The sequence below is a fragment of the Sphingobium sp. YBL2 genome (assembly GCF_000943805.1).
Taxonomy (GTDB): domain Bacteria; phylum Pseudomonadota; class Alphaproteobacteria; order Sphingomonadales; family Sphingomonadaceae; genus Sphingobium; species Sphingobium fuliginis.
This window is the reverse complement of record NZ_CP010954.1, coordinates 821,753-843,644: the sequence shown is the minus strand read 5'-3', so window position 1 is coordinate 843,644 and position 21,892 is coordinate 821,753. Positions and strand designations below refer to the sequence as shown.

The following is a 21,892-nucleotide window of genomic DNA, read 5'->3' as shown; positions in this document are numbered from 1 at the left end:
GATCAACATCATGGCCCTCAAGGACATCCTTCCTCCAAACTCGGCTTTGGTGCCGCGCCGCTCGGTAATATGTTTCGCGCGATTCCCGATGCGGAAGCGCTCGCCACCGTCGAAGCAGCGTGGGACGACGGCATCCGCTATTTCGACAATGCGCCTTTCTACGGCGGTCTCGCTGAGATCCGCATGGGCGAGGCGCTCAGGGACAAGCCGCGCGATCAATATGTGATCAGCACCAAGGCCGGCCGGATCGTGCTCGACGAGGTGGATGATGCGCCGCGCGACAATGGCGAGAAGGGCGCCGTGTTCGCCAATGGGCGACCCAACAACGTGATCAACGACTATTCGCACGACGCGACGCTGCGCTCGATCGAGGACAGCCTGAAGCGCCTGCAGACCGACCATATCGACATCTTCTGGGTCCATGACGTGGCGCAGGACTTCTATGGCGACGAATGGCTGGCGAAGTTTGAGGAAGCCCGCACCGGCGCGTTCAAGGCGCTCGACCGGCTGCGCGACGAGGGCACGATCAAGGCCTGGGGCCTCGGCGTCAACCGGGTCGAGGCGGTCGAGCTGCTGCTCGATCTCGATGGCCCGCGCCCCGATGGTTCGCTGCTCGCTGGACGTTACACGCTGCTCGACCACGACCGTGCGCTCGAACGCCTCATGCCGAAGGTCGCTGAGCGCGGCTTGGGCATCGTTGTCGGCGGCCCCTATAGCTCGGGCGCGCTCGTTGGGGGGCCGAATTTCGAATATGCACCTGCCACGCCGGAAATTCTCGCCAAGGTTGCTGCGATCAAGGCAATTGCGGACCGCTACAGCATCAGCATGAAGGCGGCGGGGCTGCAGCCAATCCGGCGGTGGCAGCCGTCATCCCTGGAGCCAGCCGCCCGCAGCGCATCGCTGAGGACACAGCAGCGTTGAACCAGACGATCTCGGCCGACTTCTGGCGCGAGCTGCGCGATGCAGGTCTCGTCAATCCGGCCGCGCCATTGCCGCTCTGATCCTGATCCGGCGCGGTCTCGGAACCGCACGGTTTGCTAACGTGCGTCCCTGCGGAGGCAGCCTTGTTCATGGTCGTTGACGATGCCGACCGCCTGCCTCCAGGCATAGACGATCGTCGGCCCGACAAATTTTAAGCCGCGTTTTTTCATGTCCTTGGAGATCGACTCCGAGAACGGCGAGGTAGCGATCCACGCGCCGCCGGCGTTCTTGATCGGCTTGCCGTCGGTGAAGGCCCAGCAATAGTCGGTGAAGCTTTCGCCGCGCTCGGACATCTCGCAATAAATCTGCGCGCCGCGAATGGTGGCGCGGATTTTGGCTTGGGCGCGAACGATGCCGGAATCAGCCATCAAACGCGCGAATCGTCCTCGTCGAACCGGGAGACGGTCTACGGGTCGAATCCGGCAAAGGCCTTTCGAAGCCTTTTGGATGTCCTCGAGCGCCGGCCTGATCTGTGCGACGAAGATCCGCCCCGCATGGGTGAGCGAGACGCTGCGCGTGGTACGGTTGAACAGCCGCACCGCAAGCTGTCGCTCGAGCTTGCCAACCGCATTGCTTATGGCCGTTGTCGATATGCCAAGGTCCAGCGCCGCCGCGCGAAACGAGCCGCACCGCACGATGGCAAGAACGGACTCTAGGCCGTAGCGACGATTTAATCATTTGAGCCATAGCATGATGCTGGCGAGTTTGACGAAGCCGAGGAAGTTTGCGGCGAGTTTGTCATAGCGTGTTGCGATACGGCGCCACTGCTTGAGCTTGGCGAAGAAGCCCTCGATGCCCCAACGCTGTTTGTAGGCGATGCGATCATAGTGGTGCTGATATTTGCGATGGCGGCGAGGTGGGATGACCGGCTCGCCGCCTTGCTCGTAGATGAGATCGTGCAAACTGTCGGCGTCATAGGCCCGATCAGCCAGAACCTTGCCAGCCGGGATGCCGCGGATCAGATCGCAGGCGGGCGCCATGTCGTTTTGCTGTCCGGGGCCGAGGATGAAGCGGATCGGCAAGCCCGGGACTGTCAGGAATTTCGTGTGTGGCGAGGCATAATGGGTAACAAGGAGACCCAATATGTCACGACGCAAAGAACCCTCGATACCGAACGACATTCTCGATCAGCTGCTTGCCGGCACTGACGCGGCGGCAGCGCTCAGCCAGGGCGGCCTGCTTGATTCCCTGAAGAAGGCTTTTGCCGAACGTGCGCTCAATGCGGAGATGGATCACCATCTTGGCCAGGAGGAGCAAGGGAACAACAGCCGGAACGGCTATGGCCGCAAGACAGTGACGACCGACGGAGGACGGATCGAGATCGAGGTGCCACGCGATCGGGCTGGCAGCTTCGATCCGCAGTTGATTGCCAAATACCAGCGACGCTTCCCCGGCTTCGACGACAAAATCATTTCGATGTACGCGCGCGGCATGAGCACCCGGGAGATCACCGGGCATCTGCGCGAACTGTATGGCATCGAGGCCTCGCCCGACCTGATCAGCACGATCACGGACGCGGTGTTGGAGGAGGTCACAGCCTGGCAGCAACGCCCGCTGGACCCAGCCTATCCGCTGGTTTTCTTCGATGCGATCCGGGTCAAGATCCGCGACGAAGGCATGGTCCGCAACAAGGCGATCCATATTGCCCTGGGCGTCATGGCCGACGGCACCAAGGTGGTCCTGGGGTTATGGCTGGAGCAGAATGAAGGCGCCAAGTTCTGGCTGCGCGTCATGAACGAACTGCGCAACCGCGGTGTCGAGGATATCATGCTGGCCGTCGTCGATGGCCTGAAGGGTTTTCCCGACGCCATCACCGCCGTCTTCCCCGAAGCGATGGTTCAAACATGCATCGTCCATCTGCTGCGGAACTCGATGGATTTCGTGGCATGGAAAGACCGTAAGGCGCTTGGGGCAGCTCTGAAGGCCATCTACCGCGCCGTCGATGCCGTAGCCGCCGAGGAAGCGCTGACGGCCTTCGAAGCGGGCTTCTGGGGGCAACGCTATCCGGCTATCGGCCAGAGCTGGCGCAGGGCGTGGCCCGAAGTCATCCCATTTTTCGCGTTTCCTGAAGAAGTCAGGCGGATCGTCTACACGACAAACTCGATAGAGGCCCTCAATTCAAAGCTCCGCCGCGCCGTTCGTGCGCGAGGTCATTTCCCCAACGATGAGGCCGCCACCAAGCTGCTCTATCTGATCTTGAACCGATCGGAAAAAGAGTGGAAAATGCCGCCGCGCGAGTGGAACATGGCGAAGGCTCAATTTGCCGTTCTCTTCGGCGAACGCTTCATCAGGGCCATGACGGCCTGATGGTCAACCGCCTCGCCGCACACGAAATTCCTGACAGTCCCGCAAGCCCAAGGCATCGACTACGGCATGGATCTTGGTGCCGAACCCGCCTCGCGAGCGCCCGAGAGCCTGGGCTTGAGCGCCCCCCCCTTTTTACCCGTGCTCCAGCCGCCTGGGCCTGGGCGCGGATCACGGTCGCATCGATCGCCAGCCATTCGATGTCGGGATCATCCGACACAGCCTCGAAGATCCGGTCGATCACGCCTTGCTCGACCCAGCGATAATAACGCCGCTTGGCGGTCTGATAGGGACCGAACTTCTCCGGTAGATCGCGCCAGCGTCCCCCTGAACGCGCCAGCCAGAGCAAGGCGTCAAGAAACAACCGTCCGTCACTGCGAGGACCGCGCTTGCCCTTGCGCCCGCCCGGAACGAACTCCCGCAGCCGCTCCCACTGATCATCCCGCAGCACTTCGCCTTCCACGCCAGCCTCCAAAAGCCAGCCTTGAATCACAAATCCAAACCGCCGTGAATCCCTAAAATGTCACTACTGCCTAGCTCGATCAATGAATGACGACTCATTATCCTGTTTTTCGTGACACGCTATGGCGATTTGTCTCGATTATCAGGCGAAAAGTCCATCGCTAAATCATCGTCATCACCATTGAGGAGATGACCATGACAATTGATCTACCCACGCCGATCGCCGCCTTTGTCGAGGCAAATGCGCGTCTCGATCTCGACGGCCTGATGAAGCCATTTCTGCGCGACGCTGTCTTCATCGACAATGGCAAGCGCTTCGAGGGACAGGCGGCAATCCGCCAGCTGTTCGAGGAAGAAGTTATCCCGGTGAAAGCGATCTTCGAGCCCGACACCGTTCGGGAAGAAGGCGGCGATGTCATCGTCGAAGGTCCCGCTCATGGCGACTTCCCGGGCAGTCCGCTGCGTTTCACCTATCGTTTCACGCTGGCGCACGGCGCCATCAGGACGCTGGAGACCACGGTATGAGCATCAAGGCAGATCCCGGCGAGTTCGCCGGCAAGCGCGTGCTGGTCAGCGGCGGCACCAAGGGCCTCGGCCGCGCCACGGTCGAGCGCTTCCTAGCCGGCGGAGCGTGTGTCATCACAGCCGCCCGGGCAATCAAGGATACCATCGAGGGCGTCGAATATGTTCAGGCTGATCTGACCACGCGCGAGGGCGGCGAAGCGTTCGCCAAGGCGGCGCTCGACCGGCTTGGCAGCATCGACATCCTCGCGCACGTCGTCGGTGGATCGGCGTCGCCGGCCGGTGGCTTCGTTGCGCTGACCGACGAGCACTGGCTTGCCGAGCTGAACCTCAACCTCCTGGCGACCATCCGCCTTGATCGCCTGCTGATCCCACAGATGATCGAGCGCGGCGCAGGCACCGTAGTGCACGTCACTTCGATCCAGTCCGTCCTGCCGCTTCCCGAATCCACGACTGCCTACGCCGCCGCTAAGGCGGCGCTCAGGACCTACAGCAAGTCGATTTCGAAGGAACTCGGTCCAAAGGGTGTGCGGGTCAACGCCGTTTCACCCGGCTGGATCATGACCGAGGCGACCGGCGACTTTCTCGAAATGCTTCGAGCCGCCAATGGCGGCACGGTTGAGGATGCACGCCAGTCCGTGCTCGATGCCCTTGGCGGTATCTCGATCGGGCGTGGAGCCGAGCCTGAGGAGGTGGCGGACCTCATCGCATACCTCGCCTCGAACCGCGCCGCCGCGATCCATGGCACTGAGTTCGTCATCGACGGCGGGACCATCCGCACCGTTTGAGAGCGCCGACCTGGTGATCGGCAAACCGTGGCGATCCTGCGCTCCGAATATGCGAGGCCTCTGCCGGTCGATCGGCTGGCAGCGGCGGCGGGGATGAGTCAGTCCGCCTTCCACCAACATTTTCACGCTGTGACGTCGCTCTCGCCGCTGCAGTTCCAGAAAGCACCTGCGGCTGCTTGAAGCGCGCCGACTGATGCTGTCGGAAGGGCGCAATGCCAGCAACGCCGCCTTCGACGTGGGGTACGAAAGCGTATCCCAGTTCAACCGCGAATATAGCCGGATGTTCGGTCGGCCGCCGGTTAGAGACGTCAGGTCGGCACGAGGCAGGGCTATTGCCGCATAATTACATGAGGCGGCAAATCGACGATCAAGGCATTGGTGGCGCCACTCTGCTGCGACCATCGACGGCTTGCCCCGCAAAAGGTTACCGCCGACCCACACGCAATCTGAAATAATTGCAAAGAGAGGTGACCGGGGCGGCGTGGCGGTCGAATAAGAGATCATGCGCTCGGACTTCCTCGCGAGATTGATCTCAAAGCCTGCGTCGGACAAGGCGCCGGCCAGCCGTGAGCGTCCGTCCCGAACTGCGCCGGACGACTGGAGCAGCCTGATGGTTGCGGCACAAAACGGCCACGGTGGCGCCTATCGTCGGCTGCTCGGCGAGATGTCCGAGTGGCTTACGCGCTACTTCCAGCGGCGGCTGCCGCCGGGCAATGTGGATGACGCCATCCAGGAGACGCTGCTTGCCGTCCATCGGCGGCGCCACACATATGATCCCCAATATCCGCTGGGACCCTGGCTGGCGGCGATTGCCAAGAACAAATGGGTTGACCAGCTGCGCAGCCTGGCGCGCCGACCCGTGGACGAGCTGCCCGACGACATGGCCGTGGGCGACCATGAGGCTTCGGTGGTCAGCAGTTCGGTTCTGGCCAGCCTGCTTGACGAACTCCGCCCCGCGCAGGCCCAGGCGATCCTGCTGGTCAAGGTGCAGGGCTACAGCATCGAGGACGCATCCGGCCAGACTGGCCTCTCCCCCTCGGCCGTGAAGATGAACATCCACCGCGGGCTCGCGCGCCTGTCGGCCATCATTGAGAAGACCCACGATGTCGAATGAATCCCTGATCGCCGACCTGTCCTCGGACCTAACGCCCGTTCAGCGCCGCAGCATGCTGCGCGAGGGCGGACTTGTCCTCGCGCTGGGTGCCGCGGAGCTCATGCTCTTCCTGGGCCTGGGCGCGATGCGGCCGGACATGAGTCACATGGCCGGCTCGCCGTTTTTGATGTGGCGGGTGGGAAGTCTCGGCCTGCTGGCGGCGATCGCCTGCGTGCTGGCGATCCGGTCCTTCTCACCAACGGCGCAGCCGCGCCGGGGGCTGATGCTCGCCTGCGCCCTCACGGTCGCGGCCATCGTCGGGGGCGTGTTCGTCACCCCCGATGGCGCGAGCGAGCGAGCGCTGCTCGATCGCATCAATCCGGCCAGCGGAATCGTGTGCGCCACCTCGATCTTCGTGCTCTCGGTACCGATCGTGGCGCTGCTTGGCGCTCTGATGCGGAAAGCCGCGCCGACCCAGCCACGGCTGAGCGGGCTTGCCTCCGGCATCGCCGCCGGCGCCTGCGGGGCTTTCGTCTTCGCCTTCTGCTGCCCTTTCAACGACCCTCTTTACGTGGTGGTCTGGTATAGCATCGGGTGCGCCGCCGTGACGGCCGTCGCACGATGGCGCCTACCGCGACGCTTCCGCCTCTAGCCAAAACCGACGCGGCAAATCGCGAGCCGCGCACCGCCTGAACCGACCATCACCGATCCACCCGGATTTCGGGACGGGAGACGTGCGCCTGCATCACAAAAAGGAACCATGCCATGAAGACCGTCACCGACACGAAGTCCCCGGACCGGGACTGGCTCAAGACCTATTATTATCTGCGCTTCGCCGTCTCCGCGATCTGGGTCGCACTCGCCTTCACGGTGGCGAAGGCCATGCCGCCGCTGGCTGCGGTGATGCTTGTCGCCTATCCCGCTTGGGACGCGCTGGCGAACTATCTCGACGCCAGCCGGAGCGGCGGCTTGGCGAGAAACAAGAGCCAGATGCTAAATTTCGTCGTCAGCATCGTGACTGCTGTCACCGTCGCCGCGACCCTGCCGCACGGGATGCATGCGGTTCTTCAGATCTTCGGCGTGTGGGCGGTGCTCTCAGGCCTGTTCCAGCTCCTGACCGGGGTACGGCGCTGGAAGTCCTATGGCGCGCAGTGGGCGATGATCCTGAGCGGCGCTCAGTCGGGGCTCGCCGGGGCGCATATGCTCAGCAAGGCCGCTGGCGCGGCACCGGTCAGCATCGCCGACATCGCACCCTACGCCGCCTTCGGCGCATTTTATTTCCTCATCTCGGCGGTCTCACTGACCATCAGCGCCGTGCGCCGACGCTCCAGGGCCGTCGCGGCTTGACACACGTCCGAACGCGGGCCGTGCATCACGCGGCCGCGTTTACGAGATGGTTCGATACCGTAGAGATGAACGCGCGAAGACGCACGAGACGCCGTAGGTCTCGGTGGTATCCCACCCAGATGTCTCGCGTCGGCGGAGGCTTCGGTAGCTCCAGTCTGCGGATGCCCGGGATCTGACTGCCGACCACGCGAGGCAGGACGGCGATGCCGACATCTTCCCGACACATGCGTCCCTGAACGTTGCGATTGTTCGATCGCAGAATTGGTCTCGCATTGGGGAAACTCTCGATCAGCCATTCGATGTCCGGGAAATGGCCCGTGGATGTGTCATGGGTGATCAGCCGGAATCCGGTCCCATCGCCATATTCGGGATCGGCCGCTTCCTCGGCGATGTAGACATCGTAATCGAGCCTGAAGAGCCGCCGCTGAACGACATCGGCCGAGTTGAACGGGACGATCCGAAAAGCGACGTCGGCCTCGCGCTGGGCAAGGTTGAAGAGGCGCGTCCCAGTCTGGATCTCCACGTCGACATTGGGGTAGGCTTTCGAGAAATCTGCCAGGATGGGAGGAAGGACATAGGCGCCGAACCAATCGGCTGACGAGATGCGCAGACTGCCTTTGAGGTTCTGCTCCTGCCCTGCGAGCCGGCGCTCCATGGCCAGCGCGCCTTCTTCCATTTGCTCGGCCAGCGCGATGATCCCGTGGCCTTCCTCGGTCAGAACAAGACCGTCTGCCGTGCGCTGGAACAGGGTATGACCGACCGCCTGTTCAAGGGCGCGAAGGCGTCTGCCCACGGTCGGATGGCTTGTCTGAAGCGACCGCGCAGCGCCGCCGAGCGAGCCGGATCGCGCAATCGCCAGGAAAATCCTCACATCACTCCATTCCATGGACCACCTGCACAAAAATGAACGACGGGAATACATTTCTGTCAGTTAAAGAACAAATCTAAACACCTACATCGCCTCTATCGTCTGGAGGTGCACAATCATGAAGACCTGGTTCATCACCGGCTGTTCGAGCGGCTTCGGTCGGCGGCTCGCGCTCGCCGCAGCAGAGCGCGGCGATCGGGTGATCGCGACCGCCCGCAATGTGAAGGCGATTGAGGAAATGGCCGCACCGTTCGGCGGTCGCATGATCACCTTGCCACTCGACGTAACCAATCCGGCCGCGGCCAAAGGGGCGGTCGCCAAGGCGGTCGAGACGTTCGGCGGGTTTGACGTGCTCGTGAACAATGCCGGCTACGCCCTGTTCGGCGCGATCGAGGAAGGCATGCCCGAGGAATATCGGCCGATGTTCGAGGTGAACGTCTTCGGCCTGATCGAGACTACCAAAGCAGCCCTGCCTGTGCTGCGGCGCTCGGGCGGAACGATCGTCAACATGTCGTCCGGCGCGGGTATCGAGGGCCGCGGCGGCGGTGGTTATTACCACGCCGCCAAGTTTGCGGTGGAAGGCATTTCCGAAGCGCTCGCCGGGGAGCTGAAGCCGTTCGGCATCCGTGTGCTGATCGTCGAGCCCGGGCCGTTTCGTACCGACTTCCTTGGCCGGTCGATCGCCATGGCCGCCAACGAGATGCCGGAATATGCCGCAACCTCACGCAAGCCCTATCGCGAGACGAACGACGGCAATCAGGCGGGCGATCCCGACAAGGCAATCGCGGTGATCCTCCAGGCGGTCGATGCCGATGATGCGCCGCTTCACCTGCCGCTCGGCCCGGCCGCGCACGCTATCGCCGAGCGAAAGCTGGCGGCCTTCCGCAGCGATATCGACGCCTGGCGCGCTGTCACGATCGCCACCGACTTCGACCCTGTTTGAACATCAACATCTGACTGGAGGGCGATCATGATCGCAGCCTTGCAAGGCTTTACCCAGCAGCTGGTGCCGGTGAACGGCATCAAGATCAACGCAGTCACAGGGGGCTCGGGCCCGCCGATCCTTCTGCTGCACGGTTGGCCGGAAACATGGTGGGAATGGCACCATGTGATGCCGCTGCTGGCCGAGCATTTCAGCGTGGTGGCCATCGACCTGCGCGGCGCCGGTTTCTCCGACTGTCCGCAGGGCGGCTATGACAAAGCGAACATGGCGCGTGACGCGCATGAGGTCATGATCGCCCTCGGCCACGAGCGCTACGCCGTGTGCGGACATGACATCGGCGGAATGGTCGCCTTGCCGCAGGCTGCTCTCTATCGGGAGGCTGTCACCCACCTCGCCGTCCTCGACGTTCCGCTTCCTGGCTGGACCGGATGGGAAGCGACGACCGCGAGGCTCTGGCACTTCGGCTTCCATATGAACCGGGACCTGCCTGAGCGCCTCATCCATGGCCGCGAATCTGACTATATCTCGGCCTTCATGGCGGAGCGGTTCTACGATCATAGCCGCTTCGATCCGGCCGATGTCGAGATCTACGCCAGGGCGATGGCACTGCCCGGCCGCTTGCGTGGCGGCATGGAATGGTATCGCACCCTCAAGGCCGATCATGCGGCAGCGCTCGAGTACAAGAAGCAACCGCTCGGGATACCGGTGTTCGGCCTAGGCGGGGACCAGCGCTTCGGCCCGCAGATGGTGCCCATGCTCGAGGAGTTCGCCACCCATGTGACGGGCGGTTCGATCGCGAGGTGCAGCCACTATGTCGCGGACGAGCGGCCGGATGAAGTCGCAGCCGCCCTGATCGCGTTCCTCAACCCAAATTGAAACCCGCTGTCCGTCCCCCTGTGAGCCGGGCAGATCGCAAACAGCAAAGGAACTGTCATGACCGTACCCGTCATTCGCGGTGTCAATCACATCGGCATCACGGTACCCGACATCGAAGCCGCAAAATCGTTCCTGGTAGAAGCGTTCGGCGGCCAGCTGATCTACCAGTCCTTCGGCCCGCAGGACCCGCCGCGGCAGGGGCCGGAGTTCGAGCGCGCCGTCGGTGCTTTCCCCGGCACAGTCGTGCGCGCGCAGGCAATGGTCAAGATCGGCACCGGGCCCGATATCGAGCTCTTCGAAATGCACGGCCCCGAACAGGCCCAGCCGATCCGTGCGAGCGACTTCGGCATCACGCACTTCGCGCTCTATACCGATGATATCGACGCATCGGTCAAGCGCTTCGAAAAGGCGGGAGGCATACCCCTAACCGCGCCGCGCGCTATTCCCTATGCGACCGAGAAGGGTCCTGGAAACAAGGTCTGCTACTGCCGCATGCCGTGGGGCACGACAATGGAATTCATCACCACGCCGGACCGCATGGCGTATCATGACCAGACGGATCTGCGCAGATGGCAGGACGAGGACTAAGCTGGACGCAGATAGGGGGGCCGCGTCATCGGCGACCGCCAACCGTCAAGCATTACAAAGACGATCGCTGCCGGGCGCGTTCCCTTATTTCACCAATCCCTGCGTGAGGCCTGATGAATAACGATATGGCCTGGCAGGGGCATAGTTTAACCACCGTTCAGTTCGGCCAGAGCTCAGCACAGGGAAGGGTGATTAGACGTTCTCGAACGTCCCCGGAAGAACAAATGGTGCCAGAAGAGGACTCGAAATCAGATTTTATGCAATTGTTTTAAAATCTTAGTCCTCAAAACGAGATCGACTAAATACCCTCATTTGTACCCGCAGCAGTGAATGACGGAGAGGTTCGATGCCCAAAACCGCCTCTCTGACAACTTTTTTCGATCTATTTGCGCCTACCATATTCCGCCGCAGTCTGCACCTGATCGCAACCATATTTTGGTGATGCCCCTCGTCTATGCGAGCTCTGGCGAAGAATGCCCTGCCCGTCACCAGTGCACTCGGCGGCGCGCTGCGTCGCGTCATGCACATGCGCAAGGAGCGCGATCCCTAGCTGACCGCTGACAAGAAGCCGGCCTTCATCGCTGAACTTGGCTCTCTCCATTGTGAGAGATGCAAAATGGATCCGTCCGCGCACTACAAGGCCAGCGTTGGGGCGGCCTGCATCGAGGTTCATCATGCCAGGGTACAGGTGAGAGACATGCAGGCAGGCCACGTCACAGTGATGGAGGATCTGCAGTGCCTTTGCGCGAACTGTCACCGCCTAACCCATCGCGAACTGGCAGTCGGCCCGCAAATTGTGCGCGGGGAACTGGTCGCCACCACGATATAACCCATCGACGTGGACACCCTGAGGTGCGGGCATGCCCCCGCGTCAACGATGTGGTCGCCGATTGCGCCTCGTCCCGACAACGAAGTGCCAGACAAGCTGGCTGTGCTGGCCTGCGTCGCAAAGCTGCTGATTAGAAAGTCGCCGTCCGGCCATATTGCGATCCCGAAATGAATGGGCCAGAGGTTTCTTCCGGCCGGACATGGAAGAAATAAGAGCGATATGCCCAAATTGAGAGATGCCTACGGAAACTCAAAATCCAGTGGCTACACGATCGATTTTTTTGAACTGACGGCACCGGGTGCAAAATCCGCATTGCTGGCGAGCCCGTTCTTCTCAACCTATGACCCCATTGAGCGGCTGACCAGACGCGGATGCGAGGTGAAGCTGATCGTGCGCCTGTGCTCTGTCACCACGCCCGCGGTCATCGCAAAGGCGCTGGCCGATCCCCTCGTCACCCTCCGCTATTTCACCAGCCGCGAATTCCACGCCAAGCTCTACATCGTTGATGATCAGGCCCTCGTCGGGAGCGCCAATCTGACAGCGGCTGGCCTGATGTCCAATCGCGAGATTTCCATCGTTGTTCGCAAAGACCGGGATGCCGCGTTCGACGAGTTGCCAGGCCTGTTCGAGCTGTACTGGGAAAAAGCCGGAGCAATGAGCGGTGAAATTCTCGCGGCCTATCAGACCGCGTTCAGGCATATCGGCAATCCTCGGGAGGAAGCGGAATTTGAACAGCGTCTGACGAAGCTCGTCGGCAAGGTCGATCCACCCAGCGCTATGGCGGGAAGCGAGGTGATGTCCAGACGGCGGTCTTTTCTTGAGCAACTGCGCCGCAAGTATGACGAGCAGGTCATCCCGGCCTTTCAGGAAGTCAGGGACATCATGTCAGAGAGCGGACTCAGGAGAGCCGAATTTGCCGGTGGTGATATTGAAATCGAGCTCAACCGATTTCTTGGCTGGACCCGGTTGCTCCATGCACCCGGCGACGTCTGGAAAGAGTCAGCGCTCGCCGACCGGGCTGGACGCCGCGAACGAACATTGTCCTATCTACGAAACTGGGTCGAGGTCGGCGACACCAAGGCAGGCGACATGTACTATGCGGAGGAGGAGTTCGGTAATATTGCGCGCCTGCGCGATGGCCTTTCATCGATCCAGGCCATTCAATCCATGGATTATGATCAAATCTTTGACACTCTGTGCGGCTGCCATGCCTTCTATGACATGCTGCGCTTCGTGTCGGGCGGCCTGCCGGGTCTGAAGGCCGATTTTGGCCGGCGAAACACCCTTTCGGAAATCCAGGACACGCTCATCTATCTGATCCACGGAGGCGGCCTGATGCTTGAACGGGCCTATGACTGCATCTTCGACGAAAAATGGAAGCTGGGACGGTTTGGCGAAAATTGCGTGATGGAATTGGTAGGCTGGATGACTCCTAATCGTCCGCCAGTGAACGGGCGAACCCTTAAAGCATTGAGGTTTATCGGACATGACATAGCGCAGTGAGCGTGCGAGTTTGTCAGGAATTCACACAAAACCTGACGAGTCCGTCCGACCCATGCCGGTCACTCAGAGGAGCATCTTCGCTGATCAGTTGCAGATCAGGTGGTTTGCGACGGCTATTCGTCTCGGCCACTTGCAAGGTGTTCAAGGCGATGGAAGGCGCTGGCATAGCCTTCAAGGGGTTTGATGCCCGCACCTACCGCACGCCCTTTACGTCAGAGCTTGCGATAGATCTGGATAGGCACGAGTTTAGTCAGTTGATTCTCAGAGGCTGGGGACAACTGGACCTCATTCCAGTCCCTGCGGAGTAAATGCCGATGCCGATCGGCGAGCACATCAGGCTCTCTAGCCGATTAGTCAGCAATTCGTTGGTGGTTGATCGAGATGCCTCTGACAGCTTCAAACAGTCGGTAGCGCATGCCGTACAGCTCAGAACAAGAAATAGCGCTTCTCCGCCGCAACCGACAGGTTGGCCAGATCGCTACCGGTTCAGGGAGCGCGAAGACCAGTCATCGCCCTCCTGCGCAAAGAGGGATTTGATGCATGCCCTTCATTTTTCGCTTGACTTACACCCCCTCGCTCCAGGACACCAGGACGCCGCAGCGCTTGGTGCTCGGCGCAGTCGGGGGGACGCATGGGCAAGCATACATTCATAGACCTGTTTGCAGGCTGCGGGGGACTGTCGCTCGGCCTCCGGAGGGCAGGATGGACTTCCCTATTCGCCGTCGAAGCACACCCCGACGCCTTCGCTACCTATTCGCACAACTTGATCGGCGAGACCGGCGCATGGCCAGAATGGCTCCCCCAGAAAGCCATGCGCATTGAGCAACTGATCAGCGACCACCGCCGGAACCTCAAGAAGCTTAGAGGGCACGTAGATCTGGTCGCTGGTGGTCCGCCGTGCCAGGGATTTTCGACCGCAGGCCGGCGTCGGGCTGATGATCCACGAAACCGCATGGTCCGGCACTATCTAGACTTCCTTCGCCTCGTCGAACCGCGGCTCGTCCTGCTAGAGAATGTCCGCGGCTTTATGACAATGCAGCACGACGACGCGGGCAGTTATGCCGCGCACGTCACCGAGGAACTCGAGGGAATGGGATATCGAGTCTGGAGCGAGATGCTCATCGCCTCTGAATGGGGCGTTCCGCAACGGAGGCCAAGGTTCTTCGTGGTTGCCTCGCGCGACAAGGGGTTAGAAGGCATAGACCCGTTCCTGCGCATGCGGGTTGGTCGTCGCCAATTCCTCGGATCGCGCGGGCTGCCCATCGACAAGGAAGTTGGCGTCGCGGAGGCAATTGGCGACCTCAAGACAAGGGGCACCACCCTCGTTCCCTATCGCGGCGGCGACGGCGGCTTCATGGAGATCAACTACGCAATACCCGCTGCTCCGACCGGCTATCTCGCACTAATGCGGAGCGGTGCGTCCGGTAGTCCGACGGGACTTCGCCTCCCACGGCATTCGAGGGTCGTCACGGAGCGGTTCAAAAAGATCCTAAAGACGTGCTGTCCAGGTGTTCCGCTCTCATCGGACGATCGCAGCCGCCTGGGAATGCAGAAGCGCTCGCTCACCTTGTTGGCGGCCGACAAGCCTTCTTGCACGGTCACGACGCTACCAGATGACATGGTACATTATCAGGAACCGCGCATCCTGACGGTGCGGGAATGCGCGCGCCTCCAGTCCTTCCCTGACTCGTTCGAATTCCTCGGTCCCTACACGACCGGCGGGGATCGGCGTCGCGAAGCGTGCCCCCGATATACGCAAGTCGGAAACGCAGTCCCGCCGCTGCTTGGCGAGGCGATTGGCGAAGTCCTACTTGCCCTCGGCAGCCTCGCTCAGAACGGCGGAGATTGCAGCGAAGTTGTCGAGATGGCGTGAAAGGTCCTTCCGCATCTTCGACAGCCCAGCCTTGTCGAGCCGCTTGCCGCTTGCGTAGTTGATCACCCATCCGTCAACATCCCGCGTCTCGACGATATGGCCGAGCGCGTTCCGCGGCTGGATAACTTCCTCGACATAGGTTCCAAGGATGGCGAGGTGCGGCTCGCATGCTGGATGGGTCGCAACGACCTTCTGCACCGAGAGGGTCGCGACCTCGTGCAGGATCCCGCTGTTGAGTGCGCGGCTAGCCAAGCGACCCTCGAGGTCCTTGAGCTTGCCATACGCCTTGGCGTGGCTGTTAGCGGCACCCGCTACCTTGGTATCGATGGCAGCCACTAGTTCGGATTGGGCCTCGGCATCCATCTTCCCATGGGCGAGCCGAACCACTTCACGCATCTGCTCATCCGCTCGTCCGGCTGACACGACAGCCAACCCCCTCATGGCCTCGAGCCGTGAGAGACGCTCAACCACATGGTTGACATGTTCGATCAGCTTGTTTCGGAGTCCGTTGCGCGGTGCGCAATAGACGCCATCGATGGCCCGATCCTTGACCATGTCGCGGAGTTGGTCCGTGGCCTTGCCACTGTAGAAAATGATGTCGGTGAACCCGAAACTGTTGCGAATGCGCTCAGCAACCTCGTCCCCCTTCGGCTGACCTTCGCCCAAATCCCAGTCGACGACGACCAAGTCATAGTCGTGGAATTTTTCCTGATGGGCCGACAGCTCATCGAGCCGGGACGCGTCTCCTTGCTGGTCTAGCTCCAGCAACATCCCGTGCTTGGCAAGTTCGCGTCGCATGCCGGCGACAGCTTGCTGCACGCCGTCCATCTGGTTCTCAAACCAGAGTACCTTGAATTCAAGCCGCATCCCCCTCCCTTCCCATTAATCCTTCTGCCGCGGAAGCCTGACGATGAACCGGGTTCCCCTACCCTCATGTTCGGGATCGAGTGCGATCGAGCCGCCCATTTGCGACAGGACCTGGGCCGCATGGTACAACCCCAGACCGGAGCCAGACTCTGCGCCGCTATATCCCTTATCGAAGATGCGGGCACGATCGACGCGATCGCCAATCCCACGGCCATTGTCCTCGACGAGCATCTCGAGCGCGGGTGACTTGTGGACGCGACGGACTTCGAAGTGGATCTTGGTGGCCTGCGCCTTGCGCGCGTTGCTCATGAGATTGTCGATGACGATGGCGATATCGATCGGCTTGAACTTCGATACCATAGCGTTGCCGCCATCATCGAATGTGGCAAATCGCTCGCCCTCGAAGAGCGAGGCAACATTCATGACATATTCCGACATGTACTGGACGATGTCGATGTTCGCCTGATCGGCATCAAGCTTGAAATTCGCCTGTGTAGCAAATCGCGTAACGGCCAGGATGCGGCTATTTTGGAAGCTGATATGTTCGAGGTCAGCCGCTAGTTCTACCGGATCTATGGGATCGCCATCGGCAATGGCGCGAAGGTTGTTTGCTACCGCGTCCTGGATGGCAGTCGCGTAGATCACGACTTGGTGGTGGAGGAGCGTGAGCGTCTCGCTATCCCGTGCCTCGAGGCTCGTGAGCAAGAGCGATCGACGCTGCTCTTCCTTGAACTTCTGTTCCGCGGCATCGGCACGCTTTGCCTCGGCACGAGCCTGCGCCTCCGCTGCAGCGCGCCGGCGCGTTTCCTCTTTCGCCTTCGCTTCCGCTTCCGCGGCGGCAGCATTCAACTCTGCATAGCGGCGCCTCGAGCGTTCGATCCGCTCAAGCAGGCGCACGTCGCCGGTGCGCTCCGCTACAACGGAGAGGCCTTCCATTGCTCGCTCGAACTCACCAGCCCGGTCACTGATAGTGTCGATCAGTTCGGTGTCGTATTCGAGCAGTTCGACGCCCTTTCGGCCGACGAGGTTCTTCACGACCTGAATAATGCGCGACCGCGCGTCGTCGGTCGTCAACCCGCTTGCATCCGACCGCTCGGAGTCAAGCGAATCCGCCCAGGTTACATCGACGACATATCTTTCGAGCCGCGTTAGCAGGTTACGCAGCACGAACTGTTGCAACGCCTCGGTGCGAGGCCCCTCGACCAGCCCGTTGTCGCGGCTCGAGGCCTCCATGAAGAAGCGCTGGGGAGCGACGATGTCGATGCGACCGAGCAGGTCGCGCGTTCCGAGGTATCGGGCATAGCCCTGTTGCTTGCGCCGATCGATGCCGAACTCGTCATTGCCTTCCTCGCCGATGGGAAAGACGCGAAAGCCATTGAGGAAAAGGAATACCGAACCGAACTTGACAGGCTCGATCCCCATCCGGCGCGTAAAGGTCGCCTTCGCGCTCCGGTTTAGGTAGAGGAGGTCGGCCGAGAGCTGCGCACCCTCAAGTTCGGGGTAGGGATTGTCTTCCCTGACCCTATAGATCAACCGATCCCGGTCGCGGAGCGTTGAGTGGATGACACCACCCTCCAGTTGCACCGACAGCTGCGTCGTCTTGCCCTCGAGCACGTCAAGGATCGTGTTTGCAACCGGCCCGTTGACGATCGCCTCTGGCTTGCCCTCGGCAGCCTTGTCGCCTTTGAGCTCGGCAGGCGAGTGGAGGTACACCTCCATCTCGCCCTTCGGCGCGAAGGGATCGACGAGCTTTGCCAGGTACTCCTTGAGCTTCAACAGCTTGGTTCGGTCCCAAACCTCTCGTAGCGACGATATCTCGAGGATCGTCGCGCCGTCGCGAGGCAAGGGGACGTCCGGAACCGCCGGCAGCGCGCTGGCAGGTTCCACGGCAACGCCGATCGAACCGAACTCCTCTTCCGGCCGGCCCTCGAAGTCCTCCCAGTTCACGACCAGCCGGTTGCATGCCCGCGTACCTTCCTGTCGGCTGTGCAGGACGAGTGACTTGCCCAGGCGGTCGCAAGAGAAGCGCCCGATGCCCTTGTTTCCGGCATATCCGCGCCTGACTGCGATCTTGTCGCGGAAATCCTGCGAGAGCCCATCATCTTCCCCGCCCGTGGCCTTTGCAGAAAAGGCAACGAATAACCACTTCTCGAGGAGGTCCTCCTCGGACATACCCTTGCCATCGTCGACGATCCACAGCGTACCATCGGCGAGGACGATATCTACGCGGCGCGCATGGGCATCGAATGAGTTCTTGACCAGTTCGAAAACAGCCACGAAGTCATTCGTAATGAGGTCGCGACCGATGATGTCCTTGAGGGACGAACTGATGCGAAAGTGCTTGGCCAACTATTACTTCCTCCCAGCAAAGCCATAGCAGCTACGATGCCGGAGTCGAGCATGGAACCCGAAGCAAAGCGTCGCCTGATGGCGCGCTTCCGCTCGCAGGATACCAAGCCCGAAATCGCGGTTCGCCGCTTGCTCCATCGGCTCGGGTATCGCTTCCGCATCCACGTTGGCCGCCTTCCAGGCAAGCCAGATATCGTATTGCCCAAATATCGTACCGCCATCTTCGTCCATGGCTGCTTCTGGCACCGACATACGGGATGCAAGGTCGCAACCGTTCCCAAAACCAGGCCGGACTTCTGGCAGGCCAAGTTTGACGGGAATATCCGAAGGGATCACCGTAACGCCTCCGAACTCGAGGCGATGGGATGGCAGGTCATCATCATCTGGGAATGCGAGACGCGAGACATCGATCGCGTTGCCGAGGCGCTGAAATCCGCGCTAGGATCGCGTAGCAATGCCGGCCAGCTCGAGTCCGGAACCGCGAGTGGAGGTGGCGGCTAGGAGAGCGCAACAATGAGCGAGGAACTTCAACTCATGGCCCGGGAAATCGACCCAATGGCCTGGAAGGCGTGGAAAGCCACGCCCGATATCGGAACGCGAAGGGCCATCTCGATCGAGAAGGCAAGGACAGCATTGCCGCGCGTCCGAGAGATAGGCTACAACTGCGCTGTCGCGCGGCGCTTCCGCCGTCCCGGGTACCGAAGGCCGGAGCAAGCGAGGTCGCACAGGCGACATGGGCTGCAATAGTCGATGCGATCACGGAGCGCAGCGAGCAGGTTCTGCTCCATCAGCGCTGGTACGGTCCGACGATCCTATGCTGCCGTCCGCACCTCAACGGTGATCCCCGGAAGGTCGAAGACCGAAGCGCCATCGGGATTGCCTCTGCTAGGACCGCAGTGCGGCGATCGCGACATCGCGTCAACGAAGCCTTCGCAAGCGGGATCGCGCACCGCTTCGGTCAAGGCATGCCAACTCGTCCACGAAGCGCGAGCGTCATATCGCCCCTCGCCGGCAAATCGACTGGAGTGCCTAGCCATCACTAGTATGCGGGGCACAGCGTCGCCGGCCTCGCCCCACCCATAGGCCTTGGCGATCTCCGCCGAGGTACGCCCGTCGATCCAAGCATGGACCTTCGCGACCCATTCGTTGCCCTTAGTCAGCAGATTGACTCGGCGACTGTTCCGCTCCGCAAGACTGAACCCGTAGACGTCGTACCACTTCAACTGGACGAACACGACATCGCCGGTGTTGCGGTCGAGTACGACCGCATCTGCATCGGTTAGCGTCGAGCCGTCCTTGCGACGCAGCTTGAGGCCGGTTTCTGGCACCATGTATCGCGGTTCTGGCAGGAGTTGCCGAAGCTCCCTTCGAAATATACCCTCGCGACCGTCGACGATACTGTCCCAGTCGCGCCGATAGTTGCGACGCAAGTGCTCGAGCAGGCCGGCGTGGGGATTCAAGAACCCGCCGAACATCGGCAGCAGTACGAAATCCTTGCCGGCATCGATGTAGTAGGGCAGCGGGATCTCGTGCCGCGCCTCACTATAGGCGGCCCCATCGGCGTCGAGCGTCAGCCCTTCCATCAGCTGGTGCGCGCGCGCCGCGTCGTTGCCCCGCTCCTCAAGCACATCGAGGACGTCGTCTCGTCGCGCGTAGACGGTCATGAGGTTTCGCATGTCGAGCTTCGGCTTGCGTCGACGCAGCATGCCAGCGGCGTCGATATGGTGTAGGACGGTACCGAGGGCGGCGGTCGAGGCGTCGGCCCACTCGCTAAATGGCCGACCGCCGATGATGCCGCTCGGCGGCAACGCTTCAGCTTCGACTATTCCAGCCGCCTCTATCCTGGCCTGCGAACGATAGTGGCCCATCAGGAATTCGTCGTTGTCATAGGCGATGAACCATCCCATCGCTGCCTTGCCGTATCGCCTCAGCCTCCGGCGAACCTCGGGTAGTTCGCCGGAGAGGTGCGGAAACAGCGCCCGGGCATCCTCCCGCGCACGATCCATTGCCGTGTGCCCCAACGCCACCTCGGCCATCTCCTCGTCATTGGCCAAGAACTCAATAGCGATCTTGTCGCTTGCCAAGACCTTCGCAGTGGCGATGCCGTAGCGCTCCATCGCTGCCCACCGGATCGCCACTGCGTAGCGCCCACAATTCAGGAGATGATTGTCGAGTGCGGCAAAAAGCGCAGAGTTGCCGGGAAACCATGGGATGCCTCCTGGCATGCCGCGCACGACTTCGAGCAGTGGACGAAGGGCCGTCGCCGCGCCGCGCAACCTGAGCCAGGCGTCCGTCGTATCCTGCCGTCTTGCGTATCGATTGCTATAAGCAGCGACGTCAAGCGCACGGACCAACGATATCAAGAGCTCGCGTTCGTAGCCACGCCAGCTTGCGGAGACAGCCGCAACGTATCGGTCGCGCTGCTGGATTAGTAGCTTTTCGGCCAACATTCGAGCTGTCTGATCCCTCAGCGTTTAGCAGCCAATTTAAATCCTTCCCGATGAAATAGGAATACAGTCGGAGTCCAGCTCTTATCTACGCAAGCGACTTCCACCAGCGAGCAATAAATTCGGGAGTGATTGATGTCGCTGCAAGCTACCGAATTTCGGCGGCTCCACGTCTAATTATTGCACGTCAGTTTTCGGGGGGTCAGCTTCCGGCCCGCGAATGACCGAGAGCAGGGCTCGGAGCAGACATGCCGCCTCGCGCTTGGAATGTCCGTTATTCTGCTGATGCTTCTCCAAAGCGGACTGAGCAAAATGTCTCAACAATGCGGACGCAACCTGTATCAGAAGGCCGATTTCTCTCTTTTTGTTGGTCCGCAGCACGTTGAAATTGAAGCCCTGCCGTCATGTTCGTGCGCCTGTCTCCTAGGCGTGCCCAGCACAGCTGGATCAAGACCATAGAATCTGGAACTTTCGACAATGCCAACAACAACACGCCGGAGTAACGGCGACAAGGATCAACCTGCCGCATCGAAGCGAGGCCGGAAGGCTCTGCCAATTGTGGAACGCCCGGTTCCCAGCTTCACCGCTTGGGTGGATCCCCCCTCCTTTCGTGAGGCGCTCGTCCTCCATCTGAGGCGTTTTTCCGAAAGCTATTATCAACTGCACCGGTCCATCATCCGGCCCGGGGAGAAGCTTGATCGCGCCACTCTGCAATCATGGGTCGAGGGACGCCGCAGCCCTCGAAGCGCGGCCAGTCTGGAAATCCTCGCGCGCATCGAACGCCGCTATGATTTGCCTTTGGGTTACTTCAAGGCGAAGCTCCCAAATCCCGCACGCGCGCCTTCAGGCCTGATGGTAAAAGATATGCCGAGGGCCGAGCAGCGTCGGCTGGCATGGCATCTGCCCGACGATTTCAATTCAAGGCCGCTGAAGGAACAATCGAAGATTCTGGATTGGGTTCAGAATGTCGTGATCTCCGGCGCCACCGAATATCGCCGCTTCCAGGCCCAGGCCATGAAGTTGCGCTATGCGATCCGATTTCCTTCTCTGACGGGCACGAAGAGGACGGCTTGGCTACCGAGCGAAGACGCATGTGATTTCGACGACCAGGCTGACCATGTGGGCATAGTGGATGCGCCGCCTCGACTGGTGTCGGAGCTGACAGAGCTTGTCCGCTTCAAGACCGCCACGCTGACGGACATCGGCTTTGTTGATTGCTGCTGAGAAGTGACCCGGGGTTTTCATTGAGAAG

The 21,892-nt window shown here is 61.1% G+C and carries 21 protein-coding genes and 3 pseudogenes; 16 read left to right on the top strand and 8 right to left on the bottom strand.

The genetic code is table 11. The features are described 5' to 3' along the window. The first annotated feature begins 69 nt into the window (after positions 1-69). Positions 70-921, top strand: a complete 852-nt coding sequence (locus tag TZ53_RS04045; RefSeq protein ID WP_229742756.1) for an aldo/keto reductase — start codon at positions 70-72, stop codon at positions 919-921. Between the two features lie 116 nt (positions 922-1,037). Here the strand turns inward: TZ53_RS04045 and TZ53_RS04040 are convergent. The 3 genes and pseudogenes from TZ53_RS04040 to TZ53_RS04035 all read right to left on the bottom strand — a co-directional run. Then, positions 1,038-1,304 (bottom strand): annotated as a pseudogene (locus TZ53_RS04040) (DNA-3-methyladenine glycosylase I); the annotation flags it as partial. Between the two features lie 114 nt (positions 1,305-1,418). Continuing rightward, positions 1,419-1,637, bottom strand: a pseudogene (locus tag TZ53_RS25940) (LysR family transcriptional regulator); the annotation flags it as partial. An 18-nt stretch (positions 1,638-1,655) separates the two neighbouring features. After that, positions 1,656-2,102, bottom strand: a complete 447-nt coding sequence (locus tag TZ53_RS04035) for an IS5 family transposase (RefSeq protein ID WP_272947349.1) — start codon at positions 2,100-2,102, stop codon at positions 1,656-1,658. Here TZ53_RS04035 and TZ53_RS04030 point away from each other — a divergent pair. Continuing rightward, entirely contained in the window at positions 2,065-3,288 is a 1,224-nt protein-coding gene (locus TZ53_RS04030) for an IS256 family transposase (protein WP_044660505.1), read from the top strand. The genes TZ53_RS04035 and TZ53_RS04030 overlap by 38 nt on opposite strands. 42 nt (positions 3,289-3,330) lie before the next feature. On the opposite strand, the pseudogene TZ53_RS25935 reads toward TZ53_RS04030, so the two are convergent. Further along, positions 3,331-3,748: pseudogene (locus TZ53_RS25935) on the bottom strand (IS5 family transposase); the annotation flags it as partial. Between the two features lie 194 nt (positions 3,749-3,942). On the opposite strand from TZ53_RS25935, the gene TZ53_RS04025 reads away from it, so the two are divergent. The 7 genes from TZ53_RS04025 to TZ53_RS04005 all read left to right on the top strand — a co-directional run bounded on the left by TZ53_RS04025 (position 3,943) and on the right by TZ53_RS04005 (position 7,497). Then, positions 3,943-4,272, top strand: a complete 330-nt coding sequence (locus TZ53_RS04025; protein WP_044662845.1) for a nuclear transport factor 2 family protein — start codon at positions 3,943-3,945, stop codon at positions 4,270-4,272. Beyond that, positions 4,269-5,057, top strand: a complete 789-nt coding sequence (locus tag TZ53_RS04020) for an SDR family oxidoreductase (RefSeq protein WP_044660504.1) — start codon at positions 4,269-4,271, stop codon at positions 5,055-5,057. Before TZ53_RS04025 ends, TZ53_RS04020 begins: the two co-directional genes overlap by 4 nt. 93 nt (positions 5,058-5,150) lie before the next feature. After that, the gene (locus TZ53_RS27900) at positions 5,151-5,237 is read left to right on the top strand and encodes a hypothetical protein (protein WP_249902384.1); all 87 of its coding nucleotides are present in this window, start codon (positions 5,151-5,153) and stop codon (positions 5,235-5,237) included. A 13-nt stretch (positions 5,238-5,250) separates the two neighbouring features. Next, a complete protein-coding gene (locus TZ53_RS27455; protein ID WP_229742755.1) occupies positions 5,251-5,400 on the top strand; it encodes a hypothetical protein in 150 nt (49 codons plus the stop codon). A gap of 267 nt (positions 5,401-5,667) precedes the next feature. Then, positions 5,668-6,171, top strand: coding sequence for a sigma-70 family RNA polymerase sigma factor (locus TZ53_RS04015; RefSeq protein WP_044660503.1), 504 nt, complete (start codon positions 5,668-5,670; stop codon positions 6,169-6,171). Next, a complete protein-coding gene (locus TZ53_RS04010; protein WP_044660502.1) occupies positions 6,161-6,802 on the top strand; it encodes an NrsF family protein in 642 nt (213 codons plus the stop codon). The genes TZ53_RS04015 and TZ53_RS04010 overlap by 11 nt, the downstream gene beginning before the upstream one ends. A gap of 113 nt (positions 6,803-6,915) precedes the next feature. After that, entirely contained in the window at positions 6,916-7,497 is a 582-nt protein-coding gene (locus TZ53_RS04005; protein ID WP_044660501.1) for a DUF308 domain-containing protein, read from the top strand. 25 nt (positions 7,498-7,522) lie between these two features. Here TZ53_RS04005 and TZ53_RS04000 read toward each other — a convergent pair whose 3' ends face one another. Beyond that, positions 7,523-8,383 carry a LysR family transcriptional regulator gene (locus tag TZ53_RS04000; RefSeq protein WP_044660500.1) on the bottom strand — a complete coding sequence of 287 codons (861 nt, stop codon included), beginning with the start codon at positions 8,381-8,383 and terminating at the stop codon, positions 7,523-7,525. Positions 8,384-8,483: 100 nt separating this feature from the next. Here TZ53_RS04000 and TZ53_RS03995 point away from each other — a divergent pair, with 100 nt between their 5' ends. From TZ53_RS03995 to TZ53_RS27450, 5 genes are all read left to right on the top strand, one after another. Further along, entirely contained in the window at positions 8,484-9,308 is an 825-nt protein-coding gene (locus tag TZ53_RS03995) for an oxidoreductase (protein WP_044660499.1), read from the top strand. Positions 9,309-9,335: 27 nt separating this feature from the next. Beyond that, on the top strand, positions 9,336-10,184 hold the full coding sequence (locus TZ53_RS03990) for an alpha/beta fold hydrolase (protein WP_044660498.1): 849 nt from the start codon (positions 9,336-9,338) through the stop codon (positions 10,182-10,184). Positions 10,185-10,241: 57 nt separating this feature from the next. After that, positions 10,242-10,772, top strand: a complete 531-nt coding sequence (locus TZ53_RS03985; RefSeq protein WP_044660497.1) for a VOC family protein — start codon at positions 10,242-10,244, stop codon at positions 10,770-10,772. A 1,048-nt stretch (positions 10,773-11,820) separates the two neighbouring features. Continuing rightward, positions 11,821-13,104, top strand: a complete 1,284-nt coding sequence (locus tag TZ53_RS03975) for a phospholipase D family protein (RefSeq protein WP_172668298.1) — start codon at positions 11,821-11,823, stop codon at positions 13,102-13,104. 631 nt (positions 13,105-13,735) lie between these two features. Next, positions 13,736-14,977 carry a DNA cytosine methyltransferase gene (locus tag TZ53_RS27450; RefSeq protein WP_044660493.1) on the top strand — a complete coding sequence of 414 codons (1,242 nt, stop codon included), beginning with the start codon at positions 13,736-13,738 and terminating at the stop codon, positions 14,975-14,977. Here TZ53_RS27450 and TZ53_RS03960 read toward each other — a convergent pair. Together TZ53_RS03960 and TZ53_RS03955 are read right to left on the bottom strand one after the other, a co-directional pair. After that, positions 14,912-15,844 (bottom strand): response regulator, encoded by a 933-nt coding sequence (locus TZ53_RS03960; protein ID WP_044660492.1) that lies wholly within the window; start codon positions 15,842-15,844, stop codon positions 14,912-14,914. The two genes, TZ53_RS27450 and TZ53_RS03960, sit on opposite strands and share 66 nt — an antisense overlap. Positions 15,845-15,859: 15 nt before the next feature. Then, complete coding sequence (locus TZ53_RS03955) at positions 15,860-18,193, bottom strand: ATP-binding protein (RefSeq protein WP_044660491.1); 2,334 nt, start codon at positions 18,191-18,193, stop codon at positions 15,860-15,862. Positions 18,194-18,244: 51 nt separating this feature from the next. On the opposite strand from TZ53_RS03955, the gene TZ53_RS03950 reads away from it, so the two are divergent. Beyond that, the gene (locus TZ53_RS03950) at positions 18,245-18,694 is read left to right on the top strand and encodes a very short patch repair endonuclease (protein ID WP_157009772.1); all 450 of its coding nucleotides are present in this window, start codon (positions 18,245-18,247) and stop codon (positions 18,692-18,694) included. 311 nt (positions 18,695-19,005) lie between these two features. On the opposite strand, the gene TZ53_RS03945 is transcribed toward TZ53_RS03950, so the two are convergent. After that, positions 19,006-20,643: a hypothetical protein gene (locus tag TZ53_RS03945; protein ID WP_044660489.1), complete on the bottom strand. Its 1,638-nt coding sequence runs from the start codon at positions 20,641-20,643 to the stop codon at positions 19,006-19,008. Between the two features lie 555 nt (positions 20,644-21,198). On the opposite strand from TZ53_RS03945, the gene TZ53_RS27445 reads away from it, so the two are divergent. Further along, on the top strand, positions 21,199-21,864 hold the full coding sequence (locus TZ53_RS27445; RefSeq protein WP_238320115.1) for a hypothetical protein: 666 nt from the start codon (positions 21,199-21,201) through the stop codon (positions 21,862-21,864). Positions 21,865-21,892 lie beyond the last annotated feature (28 nt).